This window comes from Streptomyces sp. NBC_01320 (assembly GCF_035974375.1).
GTDB lineage: Bacteria > Actinomycetota > Actinomycetes > Streptomycetales > Streptomycetaceae > Streptomyces > Streptomyces yanii.
The window spans coordinates 7,319,626-7,343,939 of sequence record NZ_CP108390.1 but is presented as its reverse complement, the minus strand read 5'-3'; the positions used below and the strand labels follow the sequence as shown (position 1 = coordinate 7,343,939).

22 protein-coding genes are annotated in these 24,314 nt (G+C 70.8%); 15 read left to right on the top strand and 7 right to left on the bottom strand.

From position 1 onward, the window contains the following. Positions 1–133 precede the first annotated feature (133 nt). The 5 genes from OG395_RS33430 to OG395_RS33410 form a co-directional block, all read right to left on the bottom strand. Positions 134–1,033, bottom strand: a complete 900-nt coding sequence (locus tag OG395_RS33430) for a serine hydrolase (RefSeq protein ID WP_442818781.1) — start codon at positions 1,031–1,033, stop codon at positions 134–136. 209 nt (positions 1,034–1,242) lie between these two features. Beyond that, a complete protein-coding gene (locus OG395_RS33425) occupies positions 1,243–1,569 on the bottom strand; it encodes a hypothetical protein (RefSeq protein ID WP_327246241.1) in 327 nt (108 codons plus the stop codon). A gap of 27 nt (positions 1,570–1,596) precedes the next feature. Further along, positions 1,597–3,282, bottom strand: a complete 1,686-nt coding sequence (locus OG395_RS33420) for a thiamine pyrophosphate-binding protein (protein ID WP_327246240.1) — start codon at positions 3,280–3,282, stop codon at positions 1,597–1,599. Beyond that, the gene (speB, locus tag OG395_RS33415; protein ID WP_266985424.1) at positions 3,279–4,256 is read right to left on the bottom strand and encodes an agmatinase; all 978 of its coding nucleotides are present in this window, start codon (positions 4,254–4,256) and stop codon (positions 3,279–3,281) included. The genes OG395_RS33420 and speB overlap by 4 nt, the downstream gene beginning before the upstream one ends. A gap of 215 nt (positions 4,257–4,471) precedes the next feature. Next, positions 4,472–5,938 carry a sodium:solute symporter gene (locus tag OG395_RS33410; protein ID WP_327246239.1) on the bottom strand — a complete coding sequence of 489 codons (1,467 nt, stop codon included), beginning with the start codon at positions 5,936–5,938 and terminating at the stop codon, positions 4,472–4,474. A gap of 117 nt (positions 5,939–6,055) precedes the next feature. Here OG395_RS33410 and OG395_RS33405 point away from each other — a divergent pair, with 117 nt between their 5' ends. The 5 genes from OG395_RS33405 to OG395_RS33385 all read left to right on the top strand — a co-directional run bounded on the left by OG395_RS33405 (position 6,056) and on the right by OG395_RS33385 (position 11,792). Continuing rightward, entirely contained in the window at positions 6,056–7,555 is a 1,500-nt protein-coding gene (locus tag OG395_RS33405) for a PucR family transcriptional regulator (RefSeq protein ID WP_327246238.1), read from the top strand. 189 nt (positions 7,556–7,744) lie between these two features. Then, positions 7,745–8,902 (top strand): acyl-CoA dehydrogenase family protein, encoded by a 1,158-nt coding sequence (locus OG395_RS33400; RefSeq protein ID WP_266985418.1) that lies wholly within the window; start codon positions 7,745–7,747, stop codon positions 8,900–8,902. Positions 8,903–8,921: 19 nt separating this feature from the next. Then, positions 8,922–9,836: an acyl-CoA thioesterase gene (locus tag OG395_RS33395; RefSeq protein WP_327246237.1), complete on the top strand. Its 915-nt coding sequence runs from the start codon at positions 8,922–8,924 to the stop codon at positions 9,834–9,836. 98 nt (positions 9,837–9,934) lie between these two features. Beyond that, a complete protein-coding gene (locus tag OG395_RS33390) occupies positions 9,935–10,936 on the top strand; it encodes a cation diffusion facilitator family transporter (RefSeq protein WP_327246236.1) in 1,002 nt (333 codons plus the stop codon). 283 nt (positions 10,937–11,219) lie between these two features. Further along, positions 11,220–11,792, top strand: a complete 573-nt coding sequence (locus tag OG395_RS33385; protein WP_327246235.1) for a hypothetical protein — start codon at positions 11,220–11,222, stop codon at positions 11,790–11,792. Between the two features lie 158 nt (positions 11,793–11,950). On the opposite strand, the gene OG395_RS33380 is transcribed toward OG395_RS33385, so the two are convergent. Continuing rightward, positions 11,951–12,730 carry a phosphatase gene (locus tag OG395_RS33380; RefSeq protein WP_327246234.1) on the bottom strand — a complete coding sequence of 260 codons (780 nt, stop codon included), beginning with the start codon at positions 12,728–12,730 and terminating at the stop codon, positions 11,951–11,953. A 497-nt stretch (positions 12,731–13,227) separates the two neighbouring features. Here OG395_RS33380 and OG395_RS33375 point away from each other — a divergent pair, with 497 nt between their 5' ends. The 3 genes from OG395_RS33375 to OG395_RS33365 all read left to right on the top strand — a co-directional run bounded on the left by OG395_RS33375 (position 13,228) and on the right by OG395_RS33365 (position 14,926). Next, a complete protein-coding gene (locus OG395_RS33375) occupies positions 13,228–14,193 on the top strand; it encodes a helix-turn-helix domain-containing protein (RefSeq protein ID WP_327246233.1) in 966 nt (321 codons plus the stop codon). Between the two features lie 62 nt (positions 14,194–14,255). Beyond that, positions 14,256–14,504: a type II toxin-antitoxin system VapB family antitoxin gene (locus tag OG395_RS33370; RefSeq protein ID WP_327246232.1), complete on the top strand. Its 249-nt coding sequence runs from the start codon at positions 14,256–14,258 to the stop codon at positions 14,502–14,504. A 2-nt stretch (positions 14,505–14,506) separates the two neighbouring features. Next, positions 14,507–14,926, top strand: coding sequence for a PIN domain-containing protein (locus OG395_RS33365; protein WP_327246231.1), 420 nt, complete (start codon positions 14,507–14,509; stop codon positions 14,924–14,926). A gap of 380 nt (positions 14,927–15,306) precedes the next feature. Here OG395_RS33365 and OG395_RS33360 read toward each other — a convergent pair whose 3' ends face one another. Then, entirely contained in the window at positions 15,307–15,915 is a 609-nt protein-coding gene (locus OG395_RS33360; RefSeq protein WP_327246230.1) for an SACE_7040 family transcriptional regulator, read from the bottom strand. A 108-nt stretch (positions 15,916–16,023) separates the two neighbouring features. Here OG395_RS33360 and OG395_RS33355 point away from each other — a divergent pair, with 108 nt between their 5' ends. From OG395_RS33355 to OG395_RS33325, 7 genes are all read left to right on the top strand, one after another. Further along, positions 16,024–17,631 carry a carboxyl transferase domain-containing protein gene (locus tag OG395_RS33355; RefSeq protein ID WP_327246229.1) on the top strand — a complete coding sequence of 536 codons (1,608 nt, stop codon included), beginning with the start codon at positions 16,024–16,026 and terminating at the stop codon, positions 17,629–17,631. Between the two features lie 13 nt (positions 17,632–17,644). Next, complete coding sequence (locus tag OG395_RS33350; RefSeq protein WP_327246228.1) at positions 17,645–19,723, top strand: acetyl/propionyl/methylcrotonyl-CoA carboxylase subunit alpha; 2,079 nt, start codon at positions 17,645–17,647, stop codon at positions 19,721–19,723. Then, on the top strand, positions 19,720–20,658 hold the full coding sequence (locus tag OG395_RS33345; RefSeq protein WP_327246227.1) for a hydroxymethylglutaryl-CoA lyase: 939 nt from the start codon (positions 19,720–19,722) through the stop codon (positions 20,656–20,658). Before OG395_RS33350 ends, OG395_RS33345 begins: the two co-directional genes overlap by 4 nt. Positions 20,659–20,687: 29 nt before the next feature. Beyond that, positions 20,688–21,848, top strand: coding sequence for an acyl-CoA dehydrogenase family protein (locus OG395_RS33340; RefSeq protein WP_327246226.1), 1,161 nt, complete (start codon positions 20,688–20,690; stop codon positions 21,846–21,848). A gap of 267 nt (positions 21,849–22,115) precedes the next feature. Next, on the top strand, positions 22,116–22,757 hold the full coding sequence (locus tag OG395_RS33335; RefSeq protein ID WP_327246225.1) for a GNAT family N-acetyltransferase: 642 nt from the start codon (positions 22,116–22,118) through the stop codon (positions 22,755–22,757). Next, positions 22,754–23,113, top strand: a complete 360-nt coding sequence (locus OG395_RS33330) for a hypothetical protein (protein ID WP_266985394.1) — start codon at positions 22,754–22,756, stop codon at positions 23,111–23,113. Before OG395_RS33335 ends, OG395_RS33330 begins: the two co-directional genes overlap by 4 nt. 108 nt (positions 23,114–23,221) lie before the next feature. Next, positions 23,222–24,256: an ABC transporter substrate-binding protein gene (locus OG395_RS33325; RefSeq protein ID WP_327246224.1), complete on the top strand. Its 1,035-nt coding sequence runs from the start codon at positions 23,222–23,224 to the stop codon at positions 24,254–24,256. Positions 24,257–24,314 lie beyond the last annotated feature (58 nt).

The window sequence follows — 24,314 nt, the reverse complement described above, 5'->3', positions numbered from 1 at the left end:
CTCTACCGGAAGGCACCAACGCGATCAGCTGCGGATTTCATCCCGCTGTTACAAAGACCATCCCATCGGAGTAGGACCGGCGTACATCGTCCGACGGAGCGCACCGGGGGTGGGGGCGCGGCTCGGGCGCGCCCTACGACCTGGGCGTGGCCGTCAGCATCGGCACGGCAGGGGCCTCCGGCACCGCCGGGACCGCCTCCTGCGGCGTGGCCGGCGGGGCGACGGTCGCCCTGGTCGCGGCGGCCGGATTGAGGTCCTTGTGGATGGCGCGGGCGACGGCCTGGATGGTGTTGATGCCGTCGTTCATCGTCTTGTTGTCCTGGGTGAGCACGGTGATGCCGTAGTCGTGCCCCTTCCCGGTGAACGCACCGATGCTGTGCACCCGCCAGCCGTGCGTGGCACGCGGCAGCCAGCCGTTCTTGACCTGGACGGTCACCCCGGACGGGGCTCCGGCGGGCGTTCCCCAGCGCTGCGAGGAGATGACCTTGCGCATCAGGCCGAGCTCGTACGCGCGCGCGTTGTCGCTGAGTACGGAGTTCTTGGCGGTCAGCAGCGTCAGCAGCCGCAGCTCGTCCTGCGCGGTGATCTGGGTCAGCCCCCAGTAGCCACCGGAGCCGGGCACGGTGTGCGTCATTCCCGCGGCCTTCAGGAACGCCTTCACCTTGGTCACGCCGAGCTGCTTCCACAGGCTGGTGGTCGCGTTGTTGTCGGACTTGGTGATCATGGCGGTGGCGAGGTTGATCTCGCGCTGCGTCAGATAGCGATTGTGCTTCTTGTTGTCCCAGAGCAGCGTCGCGAGGACGGTCGCCTTCACGACGCTCGCGGAGTCGTACGTGCTTGTGGACCGCATCGTGCAGGACGTCTTGGTGGTCCGGTCGTAGAGCGCGATCGCCGTGGTCGACCTGCGCCCCTTGAGGGCGGCGGCGATGTCGGTCGACAGCTTGGCGGCGAGTCCCGCCTTGCCGGAGGTACAGCTCACGGTCGGCGTCGCGGCGGCGGCGGGCGTGGCCGCGAGGGTCACGGGCGCGAGCATGCCCGCGGCGAGTGCGACGGAGACCGCGGTGCGCGCGCGGCGGGATATACGAGGCTGGTCCGTCATGAGACGTGTCCCCCCTGAGTGATGTGTACGGTGTGCCCCCTGCACACCTGTCAGGGATGACTCACGACTGGTCGAAAAGTTGTACGCGCCGCAGCCGGAACGGCCGGATTCCGACGCGGGGACACCGGCTGCCGGGTGCGTATTCAGGGGGTTTGCCGCCGATCGGGCATCGGAGACCGCAGGAGCACCTCGACGAACATGATCCGGGCGTGCACCACGTCGAGCAGCAGCATGCCGTCCGCCGGGGAGAGCATGACGGTGCGGTGCCCCTCTCTGTACGGCTCCCCCCTCCGATGGGGCCCTGTGCTGAAGCTCTGGCAGAAGTCGTCCGTGCAGGGACATTCCGCAAAGAGGCGAAGATCCCACGCGCAGATCGCCAGATGTCGCTCCTCTTCGTCTTCGAGAAGGGCGACCAACTCGTCCACGAGGTCGGGGAAGACCTCGCGGACGAGGGGAGGTTCCGAGTCCATGCCCCGGGACCCTAGCGGGATCGCGGCCTACAGATGTGTCGGCTCGAACATCTTCAGCAGTGCCGGAAGCAGGACCACCGAAGGGCCGGGCTCCGCAAAGGACTTCGCCAGGTCGTCGGCGAGCGTCTGCGGGGTCGTACGGACCGCCGGCACGCCGAAAGACTCGGCGAGGGCGACGAAGTCCGGGCGGGACAGTTCCGTCGCCGTGGCCTCGCCGAACGCACCCGTCATGTACTCGCGCAGGATGCCGTAGCCGCCGTCGTCGACGATCAGCCAGGTGACCGGCAGGTCGTACTGGCGGGCGGTGGCCAGCTCCGCGATGGAGTACATCGCGCCACCGTCGCCGGAGACCGCCAGGACCGGCTTCGTACGGTCGGCCGCGGCTGCGCCGAGCGCTGCCGGGAAGCCGTAGCCGAGGCCGCCCGCGCCCTGCGCCGAGTGCATCGTGTTCGGGTGGCGGGCGTCGAAGGCGGACCAGGCCCAGTAGGCGAGGATCGTCATGTCCCAGAAGCTGGGGGACGTGTCGGGCAGCGCCTCGCGGACCGAGGCGATGAGCTGCTGCTCCAGCGTGAGGTCCTGACCGGCGATCCGTGTCCGTACTGCGTCGAGGACCGTTCGCACACGGTCCGCCGCCGCCTCGTCCTCACGGCGGTCGACCGCTTCGAGGAGGTCGGCGAGGGCCTCGCGGGCGTCGGCGTGGATGCCGAGCGCGGGGTGGTTGGACTCCAGCTTCCCGGCGTCCGCCTCGATCTGGATGATCCGGCCGCGCGGGCTGAACGTGTGGTAGTTCGAGGAGAGTTCGCCGAGTCCGGAGCCGATGACCAGCAGGACGTCCGCCGCTTCGAGGAAGTCCGTCGTGTGGCGGTCCTCCAGCCAGGACTGGAGCGAGAGGGGGTGCTCCCAGGGGAACGCTCCCTTGCCGCCGAAGGTGGTGACGACCGGGGCGTCGATCTTCTCCGCGAGGGCGAGCAGTTTGCCGGACGCGTCGGAGCGTACGACTCCGCCGCCCGCGATGATCGCCGGACGCTCGGCGTTCGACAGCAGGTGCGCTGCCACGGCGGTCAGTTCGGGACGCGGGTGCAGGGGGCGCGGGGTGGCGTCCATCGGCGTGACGGCGGGCAGGGTCGTCTCGGCCAGGAGTACGTCCTGCGGGATCTCGATCCAGACCGGCCCGTGCGGGGCCGTCAGCGCGGACTCCCACGCGGCGGCGATCGCTGACGGGATCTGCGACGCCGTACGGACCGTGTGGACCGACTTCACGATGTCGCGGAACGACGCCTTCTGGTCCCGGAGCTCGTGCAGATAGCCGTGGCGGCCGCCGCCCAGACCCGCGGTCGGGATCTGGCTGGAGATGGCCAGCACGGGGGCGGACGCGGCCGCCGCCTCCTGGAGCGCGGCGAGGGAGGTGAGTGCGCCCGGCCCGGTGGAGAGCAGCAGCGGCGCCACTTCTCCGGTGATCCGGCCGTACGCGTCGGCGGCGAAGCCCGCGTTGTTCTCGACGCGCAGCCCGACGTACGAGAGGGAGGAGCGGCGCAGCGCGTCGAACATGCCCAGCGCGTGCTGACCGGGCAGCCCGAAGACGGTGGTCGCGCCGAGGCCCTGGAGGGTCTCGACGACGAGGTCACCGCCGTTGCGTCCGGCGGTCGGATTGAGTGCGGCCGCGATCTGCTCGGGGGTGAGCTGCGGGCGCTCGTCGTGGTGGTCGTGGGTCACTTGCCCTGAGTCCCCTTCGCCGCCGCGATCTGGCGGGACATGATCGTCGTCAGCTCGTACGCGGTGTGGGAGGCGGCGACGGAGGTGATCTCCGCGTGGTCGTACGCGGGGGCGACCTCGACCAGGTCGGCGGAGACCAGGTTGCAGGAGGACAGGCCGCGGACGATCTCGAGGAGCTCGCGGGAGGTGAGGCCGCCCGCCTCGGGGGTGCCGGTGCCGGGCGCGTGCGCCGGGTCCAGGACGTCGATGTCGATGGAGATGTACAGCGGGCGGTCGCCGATGCGCTGGCGCAGCTGGTCGGCGATCTCGTCGACGCCGCGGCGCATGACGTCGGCGGAGGTGACGATGCCGAAGCCCATCTTGGCGTCGTCGTCGAGGTCCTGCTTGCCGTACAGCGGGCCGCGGGTACCGACGTGGGAGAGCGCGGACGTGTCGAGGATGCCCTCCTCGACGGCCCGGCGGAACGGGGTTCCGTGGGTGTACTCGGCGCCGAAGTAGGTGTCCCACGTGTCGAGGTGGGCGTCGAAGTGGAGCAGGGCGACCGGGCCGTGCTTCTTCGCGACGGAGCGCAGCAGCGGGAGCGCGATGGTGTGGTCGCCGCCGAGCGTCATCATGCGGGCGCCGGTGCCGAGGAGGTCGTCGGCCGCGGCCTCGATCGTCTCGACCGCCTCGTTGATGTTGAACGGGTTGGCGGCGATGTCACCTGCGTCGGCGACCTGCGCGAGGGCGAACGGCGACGCGTCCTGCGCCGGGTTGTAGGGGCGCAGCAGGCGCGACGCCTCACGGATCGCGTTGCCACCGAAACGGGCGCCGGGGCGGTAGGAGACACCTGTGTCGAAAGGCACGCCGACGACGGCGACATCGGCGGTGCCGACCTCGTCGAGCCGGGGCAGCCGCGCGAACGTCGCGGGACCGGCGTACCGCGGGACGCGGGAGGAGTCGACGGGGCCGCGCGGCGTTTCGTTGCTGCTCATGTGGAGTGCCTTTCTTCGGGCGATGCGGGTGGTGCACGCTTCGTGGGCGTTCGTGCGGTATTCAGTGTGCGGGGTGCGGGGTGCGGGGTGCGGTGGAGTGCCGGCCCCACGGCAACGGTTCCGTCCTCAATCGCCGGACGGGCTTGAATTGCCTGCCCGGCGATTGAGGACGGCGGGGGCAAAATAAAGCCCGTCCGGCGGTTGAGGACAAGTGGTCAGACGGTCACCGGGTCCGAGTCGGGCGCCTCTGCTTCGGCGCCCCGGCCCGCCAGCCGCTCGCGCCAAGCGGTGAGCACCGCCGCGTCGGTCGGCTTCGTGGCCAGGGACACGATCACGTACACCGCGAGCGAGGCCAGCAGCCCGTAGTAGACCGGCTCGTTGGCGAGGATTCCGTACGACGCCATCAGACCGATCACCGCGAGGCCACCGACGGACACCGCGGCCAGCGCACCGGCGGCCGTGCCGCGACGCCACAGCAGACCACCGAGGATCGGCACGAGCAGCCCGCCGACGAGCAGGTTGTACGCGACGGTCAGGGCCTCGACGACGTTGTTGAGGGCGATGGCGATGGCGATGACGGCCACACCCATGATGAGGATGAAGGCCCGGTTGCCCTTCACCTCGTCGTGCTCCTCGCCGCCGCTCCGGGTCACCGCGCCCCGCAGCCTCGACCAGATGTCGTTGTTGGCGACGGTGGCGCAGGCGATCAGCGCACCGGACGACGTCGACATCACCGCGGCAAGTGCGGCGGCCAGCACCAGTCCGCGTACACCCACCGGCAGTTCGTCCTTGACGATGGTCGCGAAGGCCGCGTCCGCGCTGGGCAGCTTCGGGTACATGACCTTGGCGGCGGTGCCGATGACGGCTCCGGCGATCGCGTACACCAGGCAGTACGTACCGGCGACGGTGCCGCCCCAGCGTGCGGTGCGGTCGGTGCGCGCGGTGAACACACGCTGCCAGATGTCCTGGCCGATCAGCATGCCGAAGGTGTAGATCAGCACGTAGGTGAAGATCGTCTCGCCGCCGATGCCCAGCGGGCCGAAGTACTCGGTGGGCAGCTTCGCCTTCATCTCGCTGAAGCCGCCGGCCTTGATGACGGCGATCGGCAGGAGCAGCAGCAGGACGCCGATCGTCTTGACGACGAACTGCACCATGTCCGTGAGCGTGATCGACCACATGCCGCCGAGCGTCGAGTACGCGACGACGATGGCGCCGCCGAGGATGATCGCGACAGTGCGGTTCATGTCGAAGAGGACGTCGAAGATGGTGGCGTACGCGATGGTCGAGGTGACCGCGAGCATCAGCGTGTACGCCCACATGACGACACCGGAGATGAGTCCGGCCCGGCCGCCGTAGCGCAGGTCGAGCATCTCGGAGACCGTGTAGACCTTCAGCCGGGCGATGCGCGCCGAGAAGAAGACGGACAGGGCGAGCAGCCCGAGGCCGATGGTGAAGACCATCCAGGCGCCGGAGAGTCCGTACTGGTATCCGAGGCCGACACCGCCGATGGTGGAGGCACCGCCGAGGACGATCGCGGCCATGGTCCCGGAGTACATCCAGGGGCCGAGGCGGCGGCCCGCCACCAGGAATTCGCTCTTGGACTTGGCGCGGCGCATGCCCCACCAGCCCATCGCGAGCATGCCGGCCAGATAGACGATGATCACTGCGTAGTCGACAGCCATGGGCTTACCTCCGTCTCAGTCACTTCGCGAAATGTTGCGGGTATGTGTTTCGTGAAGACGGTAGGTGGCCCACAGGCGGCGCTGAAGTGTACGTTTCATCCATTCTCGTCGTAGCCAATGGATGGACCATCCATGCCGGACATTCCCACCGAGCGCCATTCCCCCACCGGATCCGCTCCCCCCACCCCGCCCATCCCGCTCGCCGAGCTGCTCGCCCGCGAGGAGCTCCGGCTGCGCCGGATCGCGGGACCGGACCACGCGGACCTGTTGTGGGTGCACACCTCGGAGATGGCCGACCCGTACCCGTATCTGCTCGGCGGTGAGCTGCTGCTGAGCGCCGGGGTGCTGCTGAAGGACCCGGACACCTATGTCGCCCGGCTGGTGGAGGCGGGGGCGGCGGCGCTCGGCTTCGGGGTCACGCCGGTGCACGACGCCGTGCCGCAGGCACTGATCGAGGCGTGCGACCGGCACGGGCTGCCCCTGGTGGAGGTGCCGCCCGAGACCCCGTTCACCACGATCGCCCGAGCGGTGTGGCGCCTGATGGCCGAGGCCCGGCACCGGGAGCTGCGCCGGGTGACGCGCGCCCAGCAGGCCCTGGCCACGGCGGCGGCCCGGCCGGATCCGGTCCCCGCGGTGCTGCACCAGCTCTCCGCCCAGCTGTCGGGGCGGGCGGTCCTGCTCTCCGCGGCCGGCGAGGAGCTGCACGCGGCAGGCCGCCGCCCACCCCCCGAGGTGCGGGCGGCGCTGACCCGGCTGACCCGCGTGGTCTCCCCCGCCGCGCCCTCCGCCTCCCCCGCCCCCACATCCGCGACCGATGCCGTCGGCGACACGCATCTCTTCGCGTATGCGCTCGGCGGCGGGCAAGGGCTCGTCCTGGCGCTGTCGACGGGGCGGCGCGAGGCGGGCGACCACACGGTCACCGGGATCGCGGTCGTCCTTCTCTCCCTGCTGGCCGCCCCGCACCAGGGCGCCGACGCCGCGGGCCGGTCGGCGGCACTGGTGCGGATGCTGCTGGGCGCGGACCCGGCGGACGTCGCCCCGCTGCTCGGCGGCGCCGAGCTCTGGACGGTGGTGCATGCCCGGCGCAGCGGTGGCGGCCCCGTCGACCCGCTGACCGCGGGGGCACTGGGGGCCGCGCTGGGATCGGCGCTGGTCGACGCGGGCCGGGGCGGCGACGCGGTCAAGGTCCTGGTCCCGGGTGGCGAGCGGGTCACTCCGCAGCCCGGCTGGACACTCGGCACCTCCGCCCCCGTCTCCATCACCGCGCTGGACCTCGCCGACGGCCAGGCGGCCCGCGCCCTGGGCCGGGCCGTGGCCACCCGCACCCCGCTGGCCCACCACCACACCGACACCGGGCAGGGCCTGGCCGCGCTCGTCCCGCCCGCCGAGGCGGAGGCGCACGCCCGCGCCCTGCTCGCCCCGCTCACCCCCACGCTCACGGAGACGCTCCGCTGCTGGCTGGGTCTGCACGGCAGCTGGGACCGGACGGCGGTGGCGCTGCAGGTCCACCGCAACACGGTCCGCCAGCGCATCGCCCGCTGCGCGACGCTGCTGGACGCGGACCTCGACGACATGGACGTACGGACGGAGCTGTGGTTCGCGCTGCGGCGCCAGTGACTGTGTGCCGCGGTTCATGCGGAGGCGCCGGCGACGTCGGGCTGTGATGTGGGCGACCACCGCCGGAGAACTCTGGACAGCTTCAGTGACCGCCGGGTAACTTTTGATCAGAACTGAGCAAGCGCTTAGCCATCCCGCTGGCCGATGCTCGCCCGAAGCTGATCGAAGCCGACAGAGGAGGCACCCCCCGTGCGCCGTACGGTATTCAACGAGGACCACGAGGCGTTCCGGGAGACCATCCGCGCCTTCATCGCGGCCGAGGTCGTCCCCGTCTACGACGAGTGGTTCGCCGCCGGCCAGGCGCCGCGCGAGTTCTACCACAAGCTCGGCGAGCTGGGCGTCTTCGGCATCGAGGTGGACGAGGAGTACGGCGGCGCCGGCATCGACTCGCACAAGTACGAGGCCGTCATCTACGAGGAGACCGCCCGCGCCGGTGTGTCCTTCGGCGGCTCGGGTGTGCACACCCTGCTCGGCCTGCCGTACATCAAGATGCTCGCCACCGACGAGCAGAAGAAGCGCTGGCTGCCGAAGTTCACCACCGGCGAGGAGATGTGGGCCCTCGCGATGACCGAGCCGGGCACCGGCTCCGACGTCGCGGGCATGAAGACCACCGCCAAGCTCTCCGAGGACGGCACGCACTACGTCCTCAACGGCGCCAAGACCTTCATCACCGGTGGTGTGCATGCCGACCGCGTGATCGTGTGCGCCCGTACGTCCGCTCCCCGCGAGGACGACCGCCGCTTCGGCATCTCCCTGTTCGCCGTGGACACCAAGTCGGCGGGCTACTCCGTCGGCCGCAAGCTGGACAAGCTCGGCCTGAAGGTCTCCGACACCGCCGAGCTGGCCTTCGTCGACGTCAAGGTCCCCGTCGAGGACCTGCTCGGCGAGGAGAACAAGGGCTTCGGCTACCTCGGCACCAACCTGGCGTCCGAGCGCTGGGGCATAGCCTTCGGCGCGTACGCGCAGGCCGCTGCCGCCGTCCGTTTCGCCAAGAGCTACGTGCAGGACCGCACGGTCTTCGGCAAGACCGTCGCGTCGTTCCAGAACACCAAGTTCGAGCTGGCCGCCTGCCAGGCCGAGGTGGACGCGGCCCAGGCCGTCGCCGACCGCGCGCTGGAGGCCCTCGACGCCGGCGAGCTGACCGCCGCCGAGGCCGCCTCCGCGAAGCTGTTCTGCACGGAGGTCGCGCACCGCGTGATCGACCGCTGCCTCCAGCTGCACGGCGGCTACGGCTTCATGAACGAGTACCCGATCGCCCGCCTGTACGCGGACAACCGCGTCAACCGCATCTACGGCGGCACCAGCGAGGTCATGAAGTCGATCATCGCCAAGTCCATGGGTCTGTAGAACGGTTACGTTCCTCTCCATGAGCGCAGCACTTGAATCCCTGCTCGATCTGCTCGACCTGGAGCAGATCGAGCGGGACATCTTCCGGGGTACGAGCCGTTCGGCGGTGGTGCCCCGGGTCTTCGGCGGCCAGGTCGCGGCCCAGGCACTCGTTGCCGCGGGCCGCACCGTCCCCGCGGACCTTCCCCAAGCTCTCGGCTCCGCTCGAGCAGGGGAGGCCCCATTGGCCCACTCCTTGCACTCCTACTTCCTGCGGATGGGCGACCCGGGCGCGCCGATCGTCTACAACGTCGACCGGATCCGCGACGGCCGCTCCTTCACCACCCGCCGGGTGGTGGCCGTCCAGCACGGGCAGCCGATCTTCCACCTCTCGGCGTCCTTCCAGACGTACGAGGAGGGTCTGGAGCACCAGGCGGACATGCCGGCCGCTCCCGACCCGGAGACGCTGCCCACGGCGGAACAGATGCTCCCGCGGTACGCGGACGCGTTCACCGACCCGGGTGTCATGGACCGGCTGCTGGAGGCGCGGGCCGCGGTCGACCTGCGCTATGTCGGCGCTCCGCCGTTCGCCAACGTCGGCACACCGCAGGAGCCCCGCTCCCAGGTGTGGTTCCGCACCAACGGCAAGCTCGCGGACGACCCGCTGCTGCACGTCTGCATGGCCACATACGTCTCCGACATGACGCTGCTCGACTCGGTGCTGCTCGCGCACGGCCGCGGCGGCTGGACCGTCGGCGACGTGGTCGGCGCGAGCCTGGACCACGCGATGTGGTTCCACCGGCCGTTCCGGGCCGACGAATGGCTGCTGTACGACCAGGAGTCACCGTCCGCGTCCGGCGGGCGCGGGCTCGGCCAGGCCCGCATCTACACGCAGGACGGCCGACTGGCGATCACCGTCATCCAGGAGGGCGTGGTCCGGGTCCCGCGGGACTGAGACCGCCCGGCACTTGGGGGGACCAGCCCCGCGCCGCCCCCCATGTGCTGGTCGGTCTGGGCAGGCCACGGCCCGCACCCTCATGGATACTCCCCACCATGAGCGCCGAGAACAGCACCAGCGGCAGCGCACCCGGTGGGGAGTCCACGTTCACGGTCGTCGTCGCGGCGATCGCCAACCTCGGCATCGCCGTGGCGAAGGCGATCGCGGGGCTGATCAGCGGATCGAGCGCGATGCTCTCCGAGGCGGCGCACTCGGTCGCCGACACCGTCACCGAGGTCCTGCTGCTCACCGCGCTCAAGCGCAGCGAGAAGCCCGCCGACGAGGAACACCCGCTGGGCTACGGCCCCGAGCGCTACATCTGGGCGCTGCTCGCCTCGGTCGCCACGTTCGTCGGCGGCGCGGTGTTCGCCATCTACGACGGCATTCACACGCTCGTCCGGGGCGAGGAACTCGGCGACCCGCTGGTCTCGTACATCGTGCTGGCCGTCGCGTTCGTCCTGGAGGGCTACTCCCTGCGCACGGGCCTGCGCCAGGTCCGCCGTGAGGCCGCCCGTCTGGGCGCACCCACCACCCACTACTTGCGCCACACGCCCGACACCGCGGTCAAGGCGGTCGTGATGGAGGACTCGGCGGCCCTGGCCGGCCTGCTCCTCGCCGCGGGCGGCCTCCTCGGCGGCACGCTCTCCGGCTCGGGCGTCTGGGACGGCATCGCGTCGATCCTGATCGGCGCCCTGCTGGTGTACGTGGCCTGGGTGCTGGGCCACTCCAACGCCCAGCTGCTGATCGGCCGCCCGGTGCCGAAGGAGATGCGGGCCGGGGTCCGCGAGGAGCTTCTCTCCGTACCGCACATCATCGAGGTGCTGGAGCTCACCACCCTGATCCAGGGGCCGACGGAGATCCTCGTCGCCGCGAAGATCGACTTCCGGGACGCATCGACCGCGGAGCAGATCGAGTGGGCGTGCGAGGAGGCGGAGGAGCAGCTGCAGGAGCGGTATCCGGCGATCCGCCGGGTGTATCTGGACCCGACGCCGGGGCTGGGGCAGCAGCGACGGGCAGGCCGACCGGGGGCGGGGCCGGGTACCGGTACGGGGGCCTGATACGGCGACGGCCGGGCAGCGTGCCCGCACGGCGCTGGAGGGACCGGCGGTGAAGCTGCTCAGGGCCGGGCAACGGCGCGGCTGCGGCCGGAGGGGTCCGGAAAGTCCAGAAGCCCCCCTCCCACCGCCCATCGGCCATGGCCCCAGCGTGTGTGCGAACAGTCGGAACGGCGTCATGGCTGCGGGACCATATTGACGCGGAGCAGAAATTAGGTAAGCCTTACCTCGCTTTTATGTGGGTCTTGTGCAGACCCACGTCCACACTCTCCTCGGAGCCCCTCACATGCTGTCCCCTGCCGCCGCCTCGGTGCCCGCCAGAACACCCTCCCGTCCTCGCCGCCTGTACGACTCATGGTGGACCGTGGCGGCAGCCGGCCTGGTGGCGATGATCGTGCTGACGGCGGGGCTGTGGTGCTCCCTCCATGTGCGCACCGACCAGACGCTGCACACCGGGCTGCTCTTCGTCCACCTCGCCTCGCTGGTGCTCGGCTTCGGCGCGGTGCTCTCCGCCGACTACTACGGCCTGCTGTGGGCCACCGGCCGCTGCCCGCTCGGCGAGGTCATAGCCGCCACGTCCCGGCTCCACGTGCCGATCTGGGCCGGTCTCGGCGGGCTGGTCGCAAGCGGGCTCATGCTCCAGCCCGACCTGCACTCCCTGCTGACGCAGACGAAGATCGCGCTGGTCGCCCTGCTCACCCTCAACGGCCTTCAGGCGGGCCTCCTCGGTCGCCGCCTCGCCGGGGCCACCGAGCCGATCGGCCGGGGCATGACGGCCTGGGGAGGCGCCACGGCGCTCCTGTCCCAGGCCTGCTGGTGGGGCGCGGTCGCGATCGGCTTCCTCAACACGAACCGCTGACCGGTCCCACCTCCGTGGTTCACCCTGCCGGCAGTCGCTCTTTCACGGAGATCACCGGGCACCAGACTGTTGTGACGCTCCGTCCGCCCCCGGAACGTCCGCAGGGCAAAGCACCCCACAGCTGTCAGCGCGGATCGGCCCCGTGCCGTCCGTACGCGTCAGAGCAGCCCGGCCGCGTCCAGCAGATAGTCCGTCATCGGGTCGTAGAACCGCGGGTCGAGCACGTGATCGTCCAGCGGCACCACCACCTGCAGGGTGCCCTCCGCCTCACCCAGGAAGAGCGCCGGGTCGTTGCAGTCCGCGTACCCGACCGCGTCGAGCCCCCGCTGCCCCGCGCACCCCGCCCATCCGTGGTCGGCGACGACCAGGTCCGGCAGCGGTCGCCCCTCGCGCTCAAGACCGTCCAGGATCGCCGCCATCGGCGCCGGTGAGTGCGTGTGCCACAGCGTCGCCCCGCGCTCCATCACGGCCACATCGGCGAACTGGAAGACCATGCCCTCGTCCGCCATCAACCCGGAGGGAATCCGCACGATCTCGCACCCGGCGCCGCGCAGCGCATCCGCGGTCTGCCGGTGCACATCCAGCAGCCCACCCGGATGCCCGGTCGCGAACAGCACCCGCTCCGCCCCGGCCGCCGCCTTGCGCAACCGGGCCGCCATGCGCTCCAGCGCGTCGACGGTCAGCTCGGGATCGATGGTGTCCTGCCCGTGCCGGTGCTCCGGATCATCATTGACCCCACAGCGCTCGGCCATCACGGCAAGCACGTCCTGCTCATCGGCCCACCGGTTGCCGAGCTCCAGCCCCAGCCAGTAGTGGCGGTCCCCGTTGGCGAGCCTGCGGTAGTGGGTGAGGTTGTTATCGCGGGGGGTGGCGACGTCTCCGGCGATACGCGTGCGGACGAGGTGTTCGACGAGGGCGGCGCGGCTGGGTATCGGCATGAACCCATTGTGCCGTCAGGTGTGCGCAGTGTGCCGGGCGTCTTGCACGGCGGACGCGGAGGGGCGGTAGGCGCTGCCCCCTTCGGACCGTCGCGCAGCGGTCCGATCCCGGCGCTCCGCCGTGGAGTGGTGCTCCCGTGGCCCGATGGGGCGTGGCGCGGGGCCCCTTTCCCGTACCACCGTGCGGATGGTCGTGCCCCCCCCCACCGGATCGCGACTGTCGCGACCCGGTGGCCCGCGATCCGGTGGGTCAGGACCCGGGCGGTCGCGACGCGGTGTGCCACGCCGTCAAATGCTTTTGATTCCTTGGAGAATTACCCTCCCCACCCCACCCCGCCTCCCGTCACCCACAAGGGTGAGGTTTGCCAACTGGGCTGGATATCGGTCCGCTTAGCGGGCATATGCTCGCCGCGACAACCCCAGACATGCGTCGGCCCCCGGCCGGGACTCGCAATCCCGATCGGGGGCCTGACCACCGAGGAAGTTAGGGCTTCCCGATGGATACCCAGCACCTTAGCGCGCGCTCGCGCGCCACGGCAGGCGATCGCCGCCCTGCCATCCCTTCCGGTGTCATTCATGTCAACACCCTCCACACCAACCGCTACACCGTCATCGGCAACCATCTCGCCCAGCACCGAGAGATGTCGCTGGTGGCGATCGGGCTGGCCGTGCACATCCAGTCGCTGCCCGCCGGGGCCAAGATCGGCATCAAGTTCCTCGCCGGACGCTTCCCCGAGAGCGAGACGCGTATCGCCGCCGCCCTGCGCGAGCTGGAGAGCCACGGATACCTGGCCCGTACGCGCGAGCGGACGCCCGGCGGCCGGGTCGTCACGCGGACCGTGTCGTACAACCAGCCGGATGCCGGAGCGGCAGCTCGGACCGGCCTCGCCCACTCGGCGCCGAAGCCCGAGCCCAGGGCCGAGCGACAGCAGCAGAAGCGTGAGCCGGTGACGCCTGTGGCGCCAACTGCCCCGCCCGCGCAGGCACCCGCCCCGACAGCCCTCCCGGCGCAGCGAGCCGCATCACCCGAAGCGACTCCGCCGCTTCCCGAGCCGCAGACTCACGACCTCGCCCGCCACCGCACCGCCGTCGACCTCCTCGCCGACCTGCGTGCCCACGATCCCCGGCTGCTGCTCTGCGAGCAGGACATCCGCCTCCTCGCCCCAGCCGTGGCCTGCTGGCTGGAGCGCGGGATCGATCCGGAGGCCGTACGCCGCACCCTGACCGCCGACCTACCGGAGCCGGTCAGACACCCCGCGCCCCTCCTCGGCCACCGCCTCACCCACTACCTCCCGCCGCCGCTCCCCACCGCCCCGGCCCGGGAAGCCGTGCCACGCCCTCACCCCTTCCAGGACTGCGACGGCTGCCAACGCGTCTTCCGCGCCCCAGGACCGGGCTCCTGCCGCGATTGCCGGGAGACCGACACGTCATGCACCACCGATCACCTGGAGTGCACCGCATGACCACCACGCATGTATGGAACATTGGCTACCTTTGTATGAAGTCAATGTCATGGAGGTCCCCCTTGTCCGCCACACAGATCGACATCGACGATGAGGCCCTCGCTGCAGCGATGCGGCTGTCCGGGGCGAAGACCAAGAAGGAGATGGTCAATATCGCGCTGCGCGAGTATGCGGAGCGCAGGCGCCGTACAGAAGCCCGGCTCCGTCACCTGGACAGCGCCCAGGAGTGGGACGACGGCGACTTCTGGCGTCGCCACACGGCGGAAAAGGCCGGTCCAGGGGCGGACCGCTCCGAGAAGGGTGTCGCCTGACAGTGATCCGTTACCTCGCCGACTCGACCGCCGTCTGGCGCCTCCAGCGCGACCGGAAGCTCAATGACGCCTGGTCCCACGAGCTGGAGGACGGTGCGATCGGCTCGTGCCTTCCGCAACGTACGGAGTTCCTGCAGTCCGCCAGGAGCCTCGAAGAGTTCGACGGGATGTCAGCGATGTTTGGCGAACTGCACCCGGACGTGCAGGTACCAAAGGGTGTCTGGCGCTGGATCGAAGCTGCTCAATGTCGCCTCGCCCAGCGAGGACAGCACCGGAGCCTGTCCGTAGTCGACTGGCTGGTCTGCGCCACAGCCGCGCACCACGGCTTGGTCGTTCTGCATGACGACAACGACTTCCGTGCCGCAGCGCGTGTTCTGACCGATGTGACGGAACAGAGCGTGTTCGCCCCACCCTCGCCGTAAATCCGGCCGCGCCTTCGCCGCCCGATTTCGCACCACGGCCCGGCACCGCTCCACGTACCGATCCCGTCAGCCGGCTGATCCGTCGAAAACCAACCATGTCTTCTTGCAGGCTGATGAGGTCGGTCAGCTGCCACAGCCCGTCGCCCGGCCGGGGCTCCTCGCCGCGCGGGAACTCGGGATTCCGTGCCGCCAGGGCCGGCACCTGGTTGGCCGGGTCGGGCAGGTACGTCAGGCCCACGCCACCGAAGCGCGCGACCGCGGTCCCGGGCGACGGGCCGGTCCACCAGCCGGCTGAGGGTGGTTGGCTGGGCAAGCCAGATCCTCGCTCATCGCCTGGATGAGCCCTCGCGCCGACAGCATGTCCAGGATCCGCTGATGCTTCACACCTGATCGCCCGCCGCAGCGAACGCCCCCCGCGCCAGCCGGTGCAGCAGCGCCGCCGTCGCCGTGCGCCCCGGCAGGGCGCCGGGGCGGCCCAGGTGCGGGGTCGAGTTGAGCAGGCCGAAGACCGCGTGGACGGTGGCGCGGGCCTCGCTCTCGGGGAGGAGCGGATAGAGGGCGCTGACCACCTCGACCCACAGCTCCACGTACTGCCGCTGGAGCTGCCGCACGCGCTTGCGGTCGCTGTCCCGGAGGCGGTCCAGCTCGCGGTCGTGCAGGGTGATCAGGGGGCGGTCGTCCAGGGCGAAGTCGATGTGGCCCTCGATGAGCGCGTCCAGCAGGACCTCCGGGGAGCCGTCGCCGGAGCGCGCGTCCTCCGTGACGCGGAGCCTCCCGCCGGCCAAAAGGCGCTCACTGATGCCGACCAGCAGCTCGGCGAGCATCGCGTCCTTGCCGGGGAAGTGGCGGTAGAGGCCGGGGCCGCTGATCCCCACGGCTGCGCCTATCTCGTCGACGCCCACACCGTGGAAGCCGCGCTCGGCGAAGAGGCGGGCAGCCTCCTTGAGGATCTGCTCGCGGCGCGTCGGGGCGTCCGTCCTGGTGGTCATGAATTCGATTCTAGACAGTGGCGTTAGCGAGCGTTAACCTGAAGGAAACGTGTTAACGCTCATTAACCGGATCGGCGGACCGGCCGACCGGGCAAGGGGGCTCGACGGATGCAGCAGGCACCGGTGCTGGCGAGTGCGGCGGATCCCGCGTCTCAGGGCTGGCTGGCCAACGAGGAGGCGCACCGCGCGCTCGGCGACGAGCTGCGGGCGCGCCTGGCCGCGGCCAGGCTGGGCGGGGGTGAGAAGGCCCGCGCCCGGCATGTGGCGCGCGGCAAGCTGCTGCCCCGGGAGCGGGTGGACACCCTGCTGGACCCGGGGTCGCCCTTCCTGGAGCTGGCGCCGCTGGCGGCCGAGGGGCTGTACGGGGGCGCCGCTCCGGCGGCCGGGGTGATCGCCGGGATCGGGCGGGTCAGCGGCCGGGAGTGCGTGATCGTCGCCAATGACGCCACGGTCAAGGGCGGCACGTATTACCCCATGACGGTGAAGAAGCACCTGCGGGCCCAGGAGGTGGCGCTGGAGAACCGGCTGCCGTGTCTGTACCTCGTGGACTCCGGTGGCGCGTTCCTGCCGATGCAGGACGAGGTGTTTCCCGACCGGGAGCACTTCGGGCGGATCTTCTACAACCAGGCGCGGATGTCGGGGGCCGGGATTCCGCAGGTCGCGGCCGTGCTGGGGTCCTGTACGGCCGGTGGGGCGTACGTCCCCGCGATGAGCGACGAGGCCGTGATCGTGCGGAACCAGGGGACGATCTTCCTCGGCGGTCCGCCGCTGGTGAAGGCCGCGACCGGTGAGGTCGTCACGGCGGAGGAGCTGGGTGGCGGCGAGGTCCACTCCCGTACGTCGGGCGTCACCGACCATCTCGCGGAGGACGACGCGCACGCCCTGCGGATCGTCCGGAACATCGTGGCCACGCTGCCCGCGCGCGGGGCTCTGCCCTGGTCCGTGGAGGCCGTGGAGGAGCCGAAGGTCGATCCTGCGGGGCTGTACGGGGCCGTGCCGGTCGATTCGCGAACGCCGTACGACGTACGGGAGGTCATCGCGCGGGTCGTCGACGGGTCGCGGTTCGCCGAGTTCAAGGCGGAGTACGGGACGACGCTGGTCACCGGCTTCGCCCGGATCCATGGGCACCCGGTCGGCATCGTCGCCAACAACGGCATCCTGTTCTCCGAGTCGGCCCAGAAGGGTGCGCACTTCATCGAGCTCTGCGACCAGCGCGGCATCCCGCTGGTCTTCCTGCAGAACATCTCCGGGTTCATGGTCGGGCGCGACTACGAGGCCGGCGGCATCGCCAAGCACGGCGCCAAGATGGTGACGGCCGTCGCCTGCACCCGGGTCCCGAAGCTGACCGTCGTGGTCGGCGGGTCGTACGGAGCGGGGAACTACTCCATGTGCGGGCGGGCCTACTCGCCGCGCTTCCTGTGGATGTGGCCCAACGCCAAGATCTCCGTCATGGGCGGCGAGCAGGCCGCGTCCGTCCTCGCGACGGTCAAGCGCGACCAGCTGGGCGACGACTGGAGCGCGGAGGACGAGGAAACCTTCAAGGCGCCGATCCGCGCACAGTACGAGACGCAGGGCAACGCGTACTACGCCACCGCCCGGCTCTGGGACGACGGGGTGATCGACCCGCTGGAGACCCGGCAGGTGCTGGGGCTCGCTCTGACCGCGTGTGCCAACGCCCCGCTGGGTGAGCCCGGCTTCGGCGTCTTCCGGATGTGAGGAACAGATGACGATGTTCGACACCGTTCTGGTCGCCAACCGCGGCGAGATCGCGGTCCGGGTGATCCGGACCCTGCGCGAACTGGGTGTGCGGTCCGTCGCCGTCTTCAGCGACGCGGACGCAGACGCCCGGCATGTACGGGAGGCCGATACGGCGGTGCGGATCGGACCCGCACCCGCCGCGGAGAGCTATCTCAGCGTGCCCGCGCTGATGGAGGCCGCCCGCCGCACCGGCGCGCAGGCCGTGCACCCGGGGTACGGATTCCTCGCCGAGAACGCGGGGTTCGCGCACGCGTGCGCGGACGCGGGGCTCGTCTTCATCGGGCCGCCCGCCTCCGCGATCTCGCTGATGGGCGACAAGATCCGGGCCAAGGAGACCGTCGCGGCGGCCGGAGTTCCGGTCGTGCCGGGGTCCTCCGGCAGCGGGCTCAGCGACACACAGCTCGCCGAGGCGGCGCGCACGATCGGTATGCCGGTGCTGCTGAAGCCCTCGGCGGGCGGCGGCGGCAAGGGCATGCGGCTGGTGCGCGACGAGGCGCTGCTCGCCGACGAGATCGCCGCAGCCCGGCGCGAGGCGCGTGGCTCGTTCGGGGACGACACCCTGCTCGTGGAGCGGTGGATCGACCGGCCGCGCCACATCGAGATCCAGGTCCTGGCCGACGGTCACGGGAACGTGGTGCATCTCGGCGAACGCGAGTGCTCGCTCCAACGCCGCCACCAGAAGATCATCGAGGAGGCGCCGTCCGTCCTGCTCGACGAGAAGACCCGGGCGGCGATGGGCGAGGCGGCAGTCCAGGCGGCCCGCTCCTGCGGGTATGTCGGCGCGGGCACGGTGGAGTTCATCGTCCCGGGCAACGACCCCGCCTCGTACCACTTCATGGAGATGAACACCCGCCTCCAGGTCGAGCACCCGGTCACCGAACTGATCACCGGCCTGGACCTGGTCGAGTGGCAGCTGCGGGTCGCCTCCGGCGAACAACTCCCGTACAAGCAGGCGGACATCACGCTCACCGGGCATGCGATCGAGGCCCGGATCTGCGCCGAGGACCCGGCCCGCGGTTTTCTGCCGTCCGGCGGCACGGTGCTCTCCCTCGGCGAGCCGAGCGGCCAGGGCGTACGGACCGACTCGGGTCTCAGTGAGGGGGTCGAGGTCGGCAGTCTGTACGACCCGATGCTCTCGAAGGTCATCGTCCACGGACCCGACCGGGCCACGGCGCTGCGGCGGCTGCGCACCGCCCTGTCGGAGCTGGTGATCCTGGGCGTGCCGACCAATGCCGGGTTCCTTCGCCGGCTGCTCGCCCACCCGGCGGTGGTGGCGGGCGATCTCGACACCGGGCTGGTGGAGCGCGCGGTGGACGGGCTGGTGCCGGACGGGGTGCCGGAGGAGGTGTACGCGGCGGCGGCGCTGCTGCGACAGCCGGCCGCCGGGGGCACCTCACCCGGGGGCAGCTCCGGTTGGGTCGACCCGTTCTCGGTGGCCGACGGCTGGCGGCTGGGCGGCGCCCCCGCCCGCACGGTCCGCCACTTCCGACTGCCGGGCCACGATCCGGTGCAGGTCGCCGTGCGCTCCTGTCCGGCGGGCACCGAGCTGACGTTCGGTCATGTCGGGGAGGGCGCACTGCCGCCGGCGCCCGCGACGGGCACCTGCGGCCCGCTGGCCCCACTGCCCGGCGGCATGGAGACAGCCAGGGTCATCGACGTCCGCGCACACCGGCTCACCTTCGAACTCGCCGGTGTCACCCATACGTTCGCCCACGCCACCTCCCCGGAGGGCACCTGGCTGGGCCGCGACGGCGACACCTGGCACGTACAGGACCACGACCCGGTGGAGGCGTCCCTCAGCGGCGCCGCACACGGCGGCGCCGACACGCTCGCCGCGCCCATGCCGGGCACGGTCACCGTGGTGAAGGTGGCCGTCGGGGACGAGGTAGTCGCCGGGCAGAGCCTGCTCGTCGTGGAGGCGATGAAGATGGAGCACGTCATCTCCGCCCCGCACGCCGGGACCGTCACCGAGCTCGATGTGACGGCCGGTACCACCGTCGCCATGGACCAGGTACTGGCCGTGGTGGTTCCGAGCGAGGAGGAAGCATGACCGCCGGGAACCTGCCCATGACCGTGCCCGCACCGGATCTGCCCGCCCGGGTACGGATCCACGAGGTCGGCGCCCGCGACGGGCTGCAGAACGAGAAGGGGGTCGTCCCGACCGAGGTGAAGGCGGAGTTCATCCACCGCCTCGCCGCGGCGGGCCTGACCACCATCGAGGCAACCAGCTTCGTCCACCCGAAGTGGGTGCCCCAACTCGCCGACGCGGAGGACCTGTTCCCCCGCCTCGGGGACATCGAGGGGGTCTCGCTCCCCGTGCTCGTACCGAACGAACGCGGGCTGGACCGCGCCCTCGCGCTCGGTGCGCGCCGGATCGCCGTGTTCGGGTCGGCGACCGAGACGTTCGCCGCCCGCAACCTCAACCGCACGGTCGCCGAGTCGCTCGCCATGTTCGAGCCCGTCGTCGCCCGCGCCAAGGCGGACAAGGTGCACGTCCGCGGCTATCTGTCGATGTGCTTCGGCGACCCGTGGGAGGGACCGGTCCCCGTGCACCAGGTCGTGCGCGTCGCCAAGGCGCTGATGGACCTCGGCTGCGACGAACTCTCCCTGGGCGACACCATCGGCGTCGCCACCCCCGGCCATGTGCAGGACCTGCTCTCCGAGCTGAACGAGGAGGGCGTGCACACCAACACCATCGGGGTGCACTTCCACGACACGTACGGCCAGGCGCTGTCCAACACCCTCGCCGCGCTCCAGCACGGTGTCGCCACCGTGGACGCCTCCGCGGGCGGCCTCGGCGGCTGCCCGTACGCGAAGAGCGCCACCGGAAATCTCGCCACCGAAGACCTCGTGTGGATGCTCCACGGCCTCGGCATCGAAACCGGGGTCGACCTCGACGCGCTCACCGCCACCAGCGTGTGGCTCGCCGAACAACTGGGCCGCCCGAGCCCGTCCCGTACCGTCCGCGCGCTCTCGGTTCAATAAACACAGTCCCACAAGGAGTGACCCCCGCCATGTCCCTGGACCACCGGCTGACCGCCGAACACGAGGAACTGCGTCGCACCGTCGAGGAGTTCGCGCACGACGTGGTCGCCCCGAAGATCGGCGACTTCTACGAGCGCCACGAGTTCCCGTACGAGATCGTGCGCGAGATGGGGCGGATGGGCCTGTTCGGGCTGCCGTTCCCGGAGGAGTACGGCGGCATGGGCGGCGACTATCTCGCCCTCGGGATCGCCCTGGAGGAGCTGGCCCGCGTCGACTCGTCCGTGGCGATCACCCTGGAGGCCGGGGTCTCGCTCGGCGCCATGCCGGTCTACCGGTTCGGCACGGAGGAGCAGAAGCAGCAGTGGCTGCCGAAGCTCTGCTCGGGCGAGGCACTGGGTGCCTTCGGGCTGACCGAGCCGGACGGCGGGTCGGACGCGGGCGCCACCCGGACGACGGCCGTGCGCGACGGGGACGAGTGGGTGATCAACGGCTCCAAGTGCTTCATCACCAACTCCGGTACGGACATCACCGCGCTGGTCACGGTCACGGCGGTGACCGGGCGCAAGGAGAACGGCGCCCCGCTCATCTCGTCGATCATCGTGCCGTCCGGCACCCCCGGCTTCACGGTCGCCGCTCCGTACTCCAAGGTCGGCTGGAACGCGTCGGACACCCGTGAGCTGTCCTTCTCGGACGTGCGGGTCCCGGCGGCGAACCTGCTGGGCGAGGAGGGCCGCGGGTACGCGCAGTTCCTGCGGATCCTCGACGAGGGACGGATCGCGATCTCGGCGCTGTCCACGGGTCTGGCGCAGGGCTGTGTGGACGAGTCGGTGAAGTACGCCAAGGAACGGCACGCCTTCGGCCGGCCGATCGGCGCCAACCAGGCCATCCAGTTCAAGATCGCGGACATGGAGATGCGGGCGCACATGGCCCGGATCGGCTGGCGGGACGCGGCGTCGAGGCTCGTGCACGGCGAACCGTTCAAGAAGGAGGCGGCGCTCGCCAAGCTGTACTCGTCGACGGTGGCGGTGGACAACGCGCGTGAGGCGACGCAGATCCACGGCGGCTACGGCTTCATGAACGAGTACCCGGTGGCGCGGATGTGGCGCGACTCCAAGATCCTGGAGATCGGCGAGGGTACGAGCGAGGTGCAGCGGATGCTGATCGCGCGGGAGCTGGGGCTGCCGGCCTGAGGGATGTGCGGCAGGACTCCGCAGCCGCCGTGCGTCGAGCACCCGACGCACGGCGGAACCTTCTCCGGTGGCCAGGTGTTCTTCGAGCGCGAAGATCTCCATGTGTCAGCGGTGACCTTTCTCGCGCCACAAGCAGACCGCCACGATTCGGCGCGGAGGACCGCCCGCCGAGAGCCGCCGCGGCAGCCTCGACGAGCCGCCCGGTACGACGTCGCGCCACGGGCAATTCGTTCGACAGGTCCGGGACCGCCCCGGCAGAGTCTGTTCATGAACCCTCGGCACTGGCCCCTGTACGGGCTCCGCATCCGCACGCCCCGCCTGGAACTCCGCCTGCCGGACCTGGAGTTGCTCGACGACCTGGCAGGCGTCGCCGCCGACGGGGTGCATGCGCCGGACAGCATGCCGTTCACCGTGCCCTGGACCGACGGCCCGCCCGCCGAACGCGGCCGGGCCGTGTACCAGCATGTACTGTCCACCGTCGCCGACTGGTCCGTACGGGACTGGGTCCTGAGCCTCGTCGTGCTGCACGAGGGCAAGGTCGTCGGGCGGCAGGACCTCGGGGCACGCGACTTCACGGTGACCGGTGAGGTGCACACCGGGTCGTGGCTGGGGCTGGCGCACCAGGGCCGGGGCATCGGCACCGAGATGCGGGCCGCCGTGCTGCATCTGGCGTTCGCCGGGCTCGGCGCCCGGAGCGCGATCTCGTCCGCGATGACGGACAACCCCCGTTCGCTGGGCGTCTCGCGCCGGCTCGGCTATCTGCCGGACGGGCTGGAGGTGGCCGCGCTGCGGGGCGCTCCCGTCACCCTGCAGCGGCTGCGGATCGTCCGCGACCGCTGGGAGGAGCACCGCACCGTCGATGTGCGGATCGCCGGACTCGACGCGTGCCGGAAGGACTTCGGCGGATGACGCTCCTGGTGCACACCTTCGTACGGGGGAAGAGCGGCAAGCCGCACCTCCTCGACGACCCACCGGACGGCAGCGACATGGCGGGGTTCGAGAGCTGCCGGACCGACTTGTGGGGGTCGGAGCGGGTCCGGGCGCTCGGGGCCCGGTTCCTGCCGGAGCTCGCGTCCTACGACCTGTACGTCGAGCCGGAGGACATCGAGGACTTCCTCGCCGAGTGCGAACTGCTGCGCCCGCACGCGGCGGAGCTCGACGCGCACTGCGGCTACCGCGAGGGCTACGTGGCCGAGCGGTTGGCCAACATCAGCGCTGCGGCCCGGCGGGCCCAGGACGTCGGCGGCGGGGTGCTCGTCTGGTAGCCGGGCCGGTCGGGCAGGCCACCCCCTGGACAGTAGGTGAGGTTAGGCTAACCTACCTTTGAACTCGTCAGCGGGCGCCCACCGGCGCGTACGAAAGCAGACACACCCATGCCCAAGGTCCGGACCACCCCCCTCTCCCGTCGCGGCCTGCTTGCCGCCGGCGGCGCCGTCGGTCTCGGCGCCGTACTCGCAGCGTGCGGCGACAGCGACTCGAAGGACTCCGGCTCCGGCTCGGGTTCGACCGCCGAGAAGTCCGGGCCATGGACGTTCAAGGACGACCGCGGTCAGACCGTGAAGGCCGCAAAGGTCCCGAAGAACATCGTCGCCTTCACCGGTGTCGCCGCCGCCCTCCACGACTACGGCATCGAGGTCAAGGGCGTCTTCGGCCCGACGAAGACCAAGGACGGCAAGGCCGATGTGCAGGCCGGCGACCTCGACGTCAGCAAGGTCGAGATCCTCGGCAACGTCTGGGGCGAGTTCAACGTCGAGAAGTACGCGGCGCTCGGCCCGGAGCTCCTCGTGACCGCCATGTGGGAGAAGGACGCCCTCTGGTACGTGCCGGACGAGTCCAAGGACAAGATCCTGAAGCTGGCCCCGAGCGTCGCCCTCTGGGCCGCCCGGACCACCATTCCCAAGGCGATCCAGCGCCACGAGGATCTCGCCGCCTCCCTCGGCGCCGACGTCGAGGCCGCCGCGGTGACCGACGCCAAGGCCCGCTTCGAGAAGGCCGCGGCCCGGCTGCGCGCCGCCGCCAAGTCCAAGCCGAACATCAAGGTCATGATCGGCTCGGCCAGCCAGGACCTCTTCTACGTCTCGCTCGCCAGGATGTCCGCGGACACCCTGTACTTCCAGGAGCTGGGTGTGAAGTTCGTCGAGCCGAAGGTCAACGCCGCGGGCTTCTTCGAGGAACTGAGCTGGGAGAACGTCGACAAGTACGACGCCGACATCATCATGATGGACAACCGCTCCTCGGCCCTGCAGCCCGACGCCCTGACGTCCAAGCCGACCTGGGCGCAGCTGCCCGCCGTCAAGGCCGGTCAGGTTATCCCGCGCACCACCGAGCCGATCTACTCCTACGACAAGTGCGCGCCGATCCTCGAGGACCTCGCGAAGGCCATCGAGGACGCGAAGAAGGTCAGCTGACCGAGCGCCAGGCACCCTCGCCTCCGGCCCGGCCCGGGTTGTCCCCCGGCCGGGCCGG

Bases quoted from the DNA above. Each gene is read 5' to 3' on its own strand.
- OG395_RS33430 (WP_442818781.1), bottom strand. From the start codon at position 1,033: ATGCTCGCGCCCGTGACCCTCGCGGCCACGCCCGCCGCCGCCGCGACG.
- OG395_RS33425 (WP_327246241.1), bottom strand. From the start codon at position 1,569: ATGGACTCGGAACCTCCCCTCGTCCGCGAGGTCTTCCCCGACCTCGTG.
- speB (WP_266985424.1), bottom strand. From the start codon at position 4,256: ATGAGCAGCAACGAAACGCCGCGCGGCCCCGTCGACTCCTCCCGCGTC.
- OG395_RS33410 (WP_327246239.1), bottom strand. From the start codon at position 5,938: ATGGCTGTCGACTACGCAGTGATCATCGTCTATCTGGCCGGCATGCTC.
- OG395_RS33405 (WP_327246238.1), top strand. From the start codon at position 6,056: ATGGATGGACCATCCATGCCGGACATTCCCACCGAGCGCCATTCCCCC.
- OG395_RS33395 (WP_327246237.1), top strand. From the start codon at position 8,922: ATGAGCGCAGCACTTGAATCCCTGCTCGATCTGCTCGACCTGGAGCAG.
- OG395_RS33390 (WP_327246236.1), top strand. From the start codon at position 9,935: ATGAGCGCCGAGAACAGCACCAGCGGCAGCGCACCCGGTGGGGAGTCC.
- OG395_RS33385 (WP_327246235.1), top strand. From the start codon at position 11,220: ATGCTGTCCCCTGCCGCCGCCTCGGTGCCCGCCAGAACACCCTCCCGT.
- OG395_RS33380 (WP_327246234.1), bottom strand. From the start codon at position 12,730: ATGCCGATACCCAGCCGCGCCGCCCTCGTCGAACACCTCGTCCGCACG.
- OG395_RS33375 (WP_327246233.1), top strand. From the start codon at position 13,228: ATGGATACCCAGCACCTTAGCGCGCGCTCGCGCGCCACGGCAGGCGAT.
- OG395_RS33360 (WP_327246230.1), bottom strand. From the start codon at position 15,915: ATGACCACCAGGACGGACGCCCCGACGCGCCGCGAGCAGATCCTCAAG.
- OG395_RS33355 (WP_327246229.1), top strand. From the start codon at position 16,024: ATGCAGCAGGCACCGGTGCTGGCGAGTGCGGCGGATCCCGCGTCTCAG.
- OG395_RS33350 (WP_327246228.1), top strand. From the start codon at position 17,645: ATGTTCGACACCGTTCTGGTCGCCAACCGCGGCGAGATCGCGGTCCGG.
- OG395_RS33345 (WP_327246227.1), top strand. From the start codon at position 19,720: ATGACCGCCGGGAACCTGCCCATGACCGTGCCCGCACCGGATCTGCCC.
- OG395_RS33340 (WP_327246226.1), top strand. From the start codon at position 20,688: ATGTCCCTGGACCACCGGCTGACCGCCGAACACGAGGAACTGCGTCGC.
- OG395_RS33335 (WP_327246225.1), top strand. From the start codon at position 22,116: ATGAACCCTCGGCACTGGCCCCTGTACGGGCTCCGCATCCGCACGCCC.
- OG395_RS33330 (WP_266985394.1), top strand. From the start codon at position 22,754: ATGACGCTCCTGGTGCACACCTTCGTACGGGGGAAGAGCGGCAAGCCG.
- OG395_RS33325 (WP_327246224.1), top strand. From the start codon at position 23,222: ATGCCCAAGGTCCGGACCACCCCCCTCTCCCGTCGCGGCCTGCTTGCC.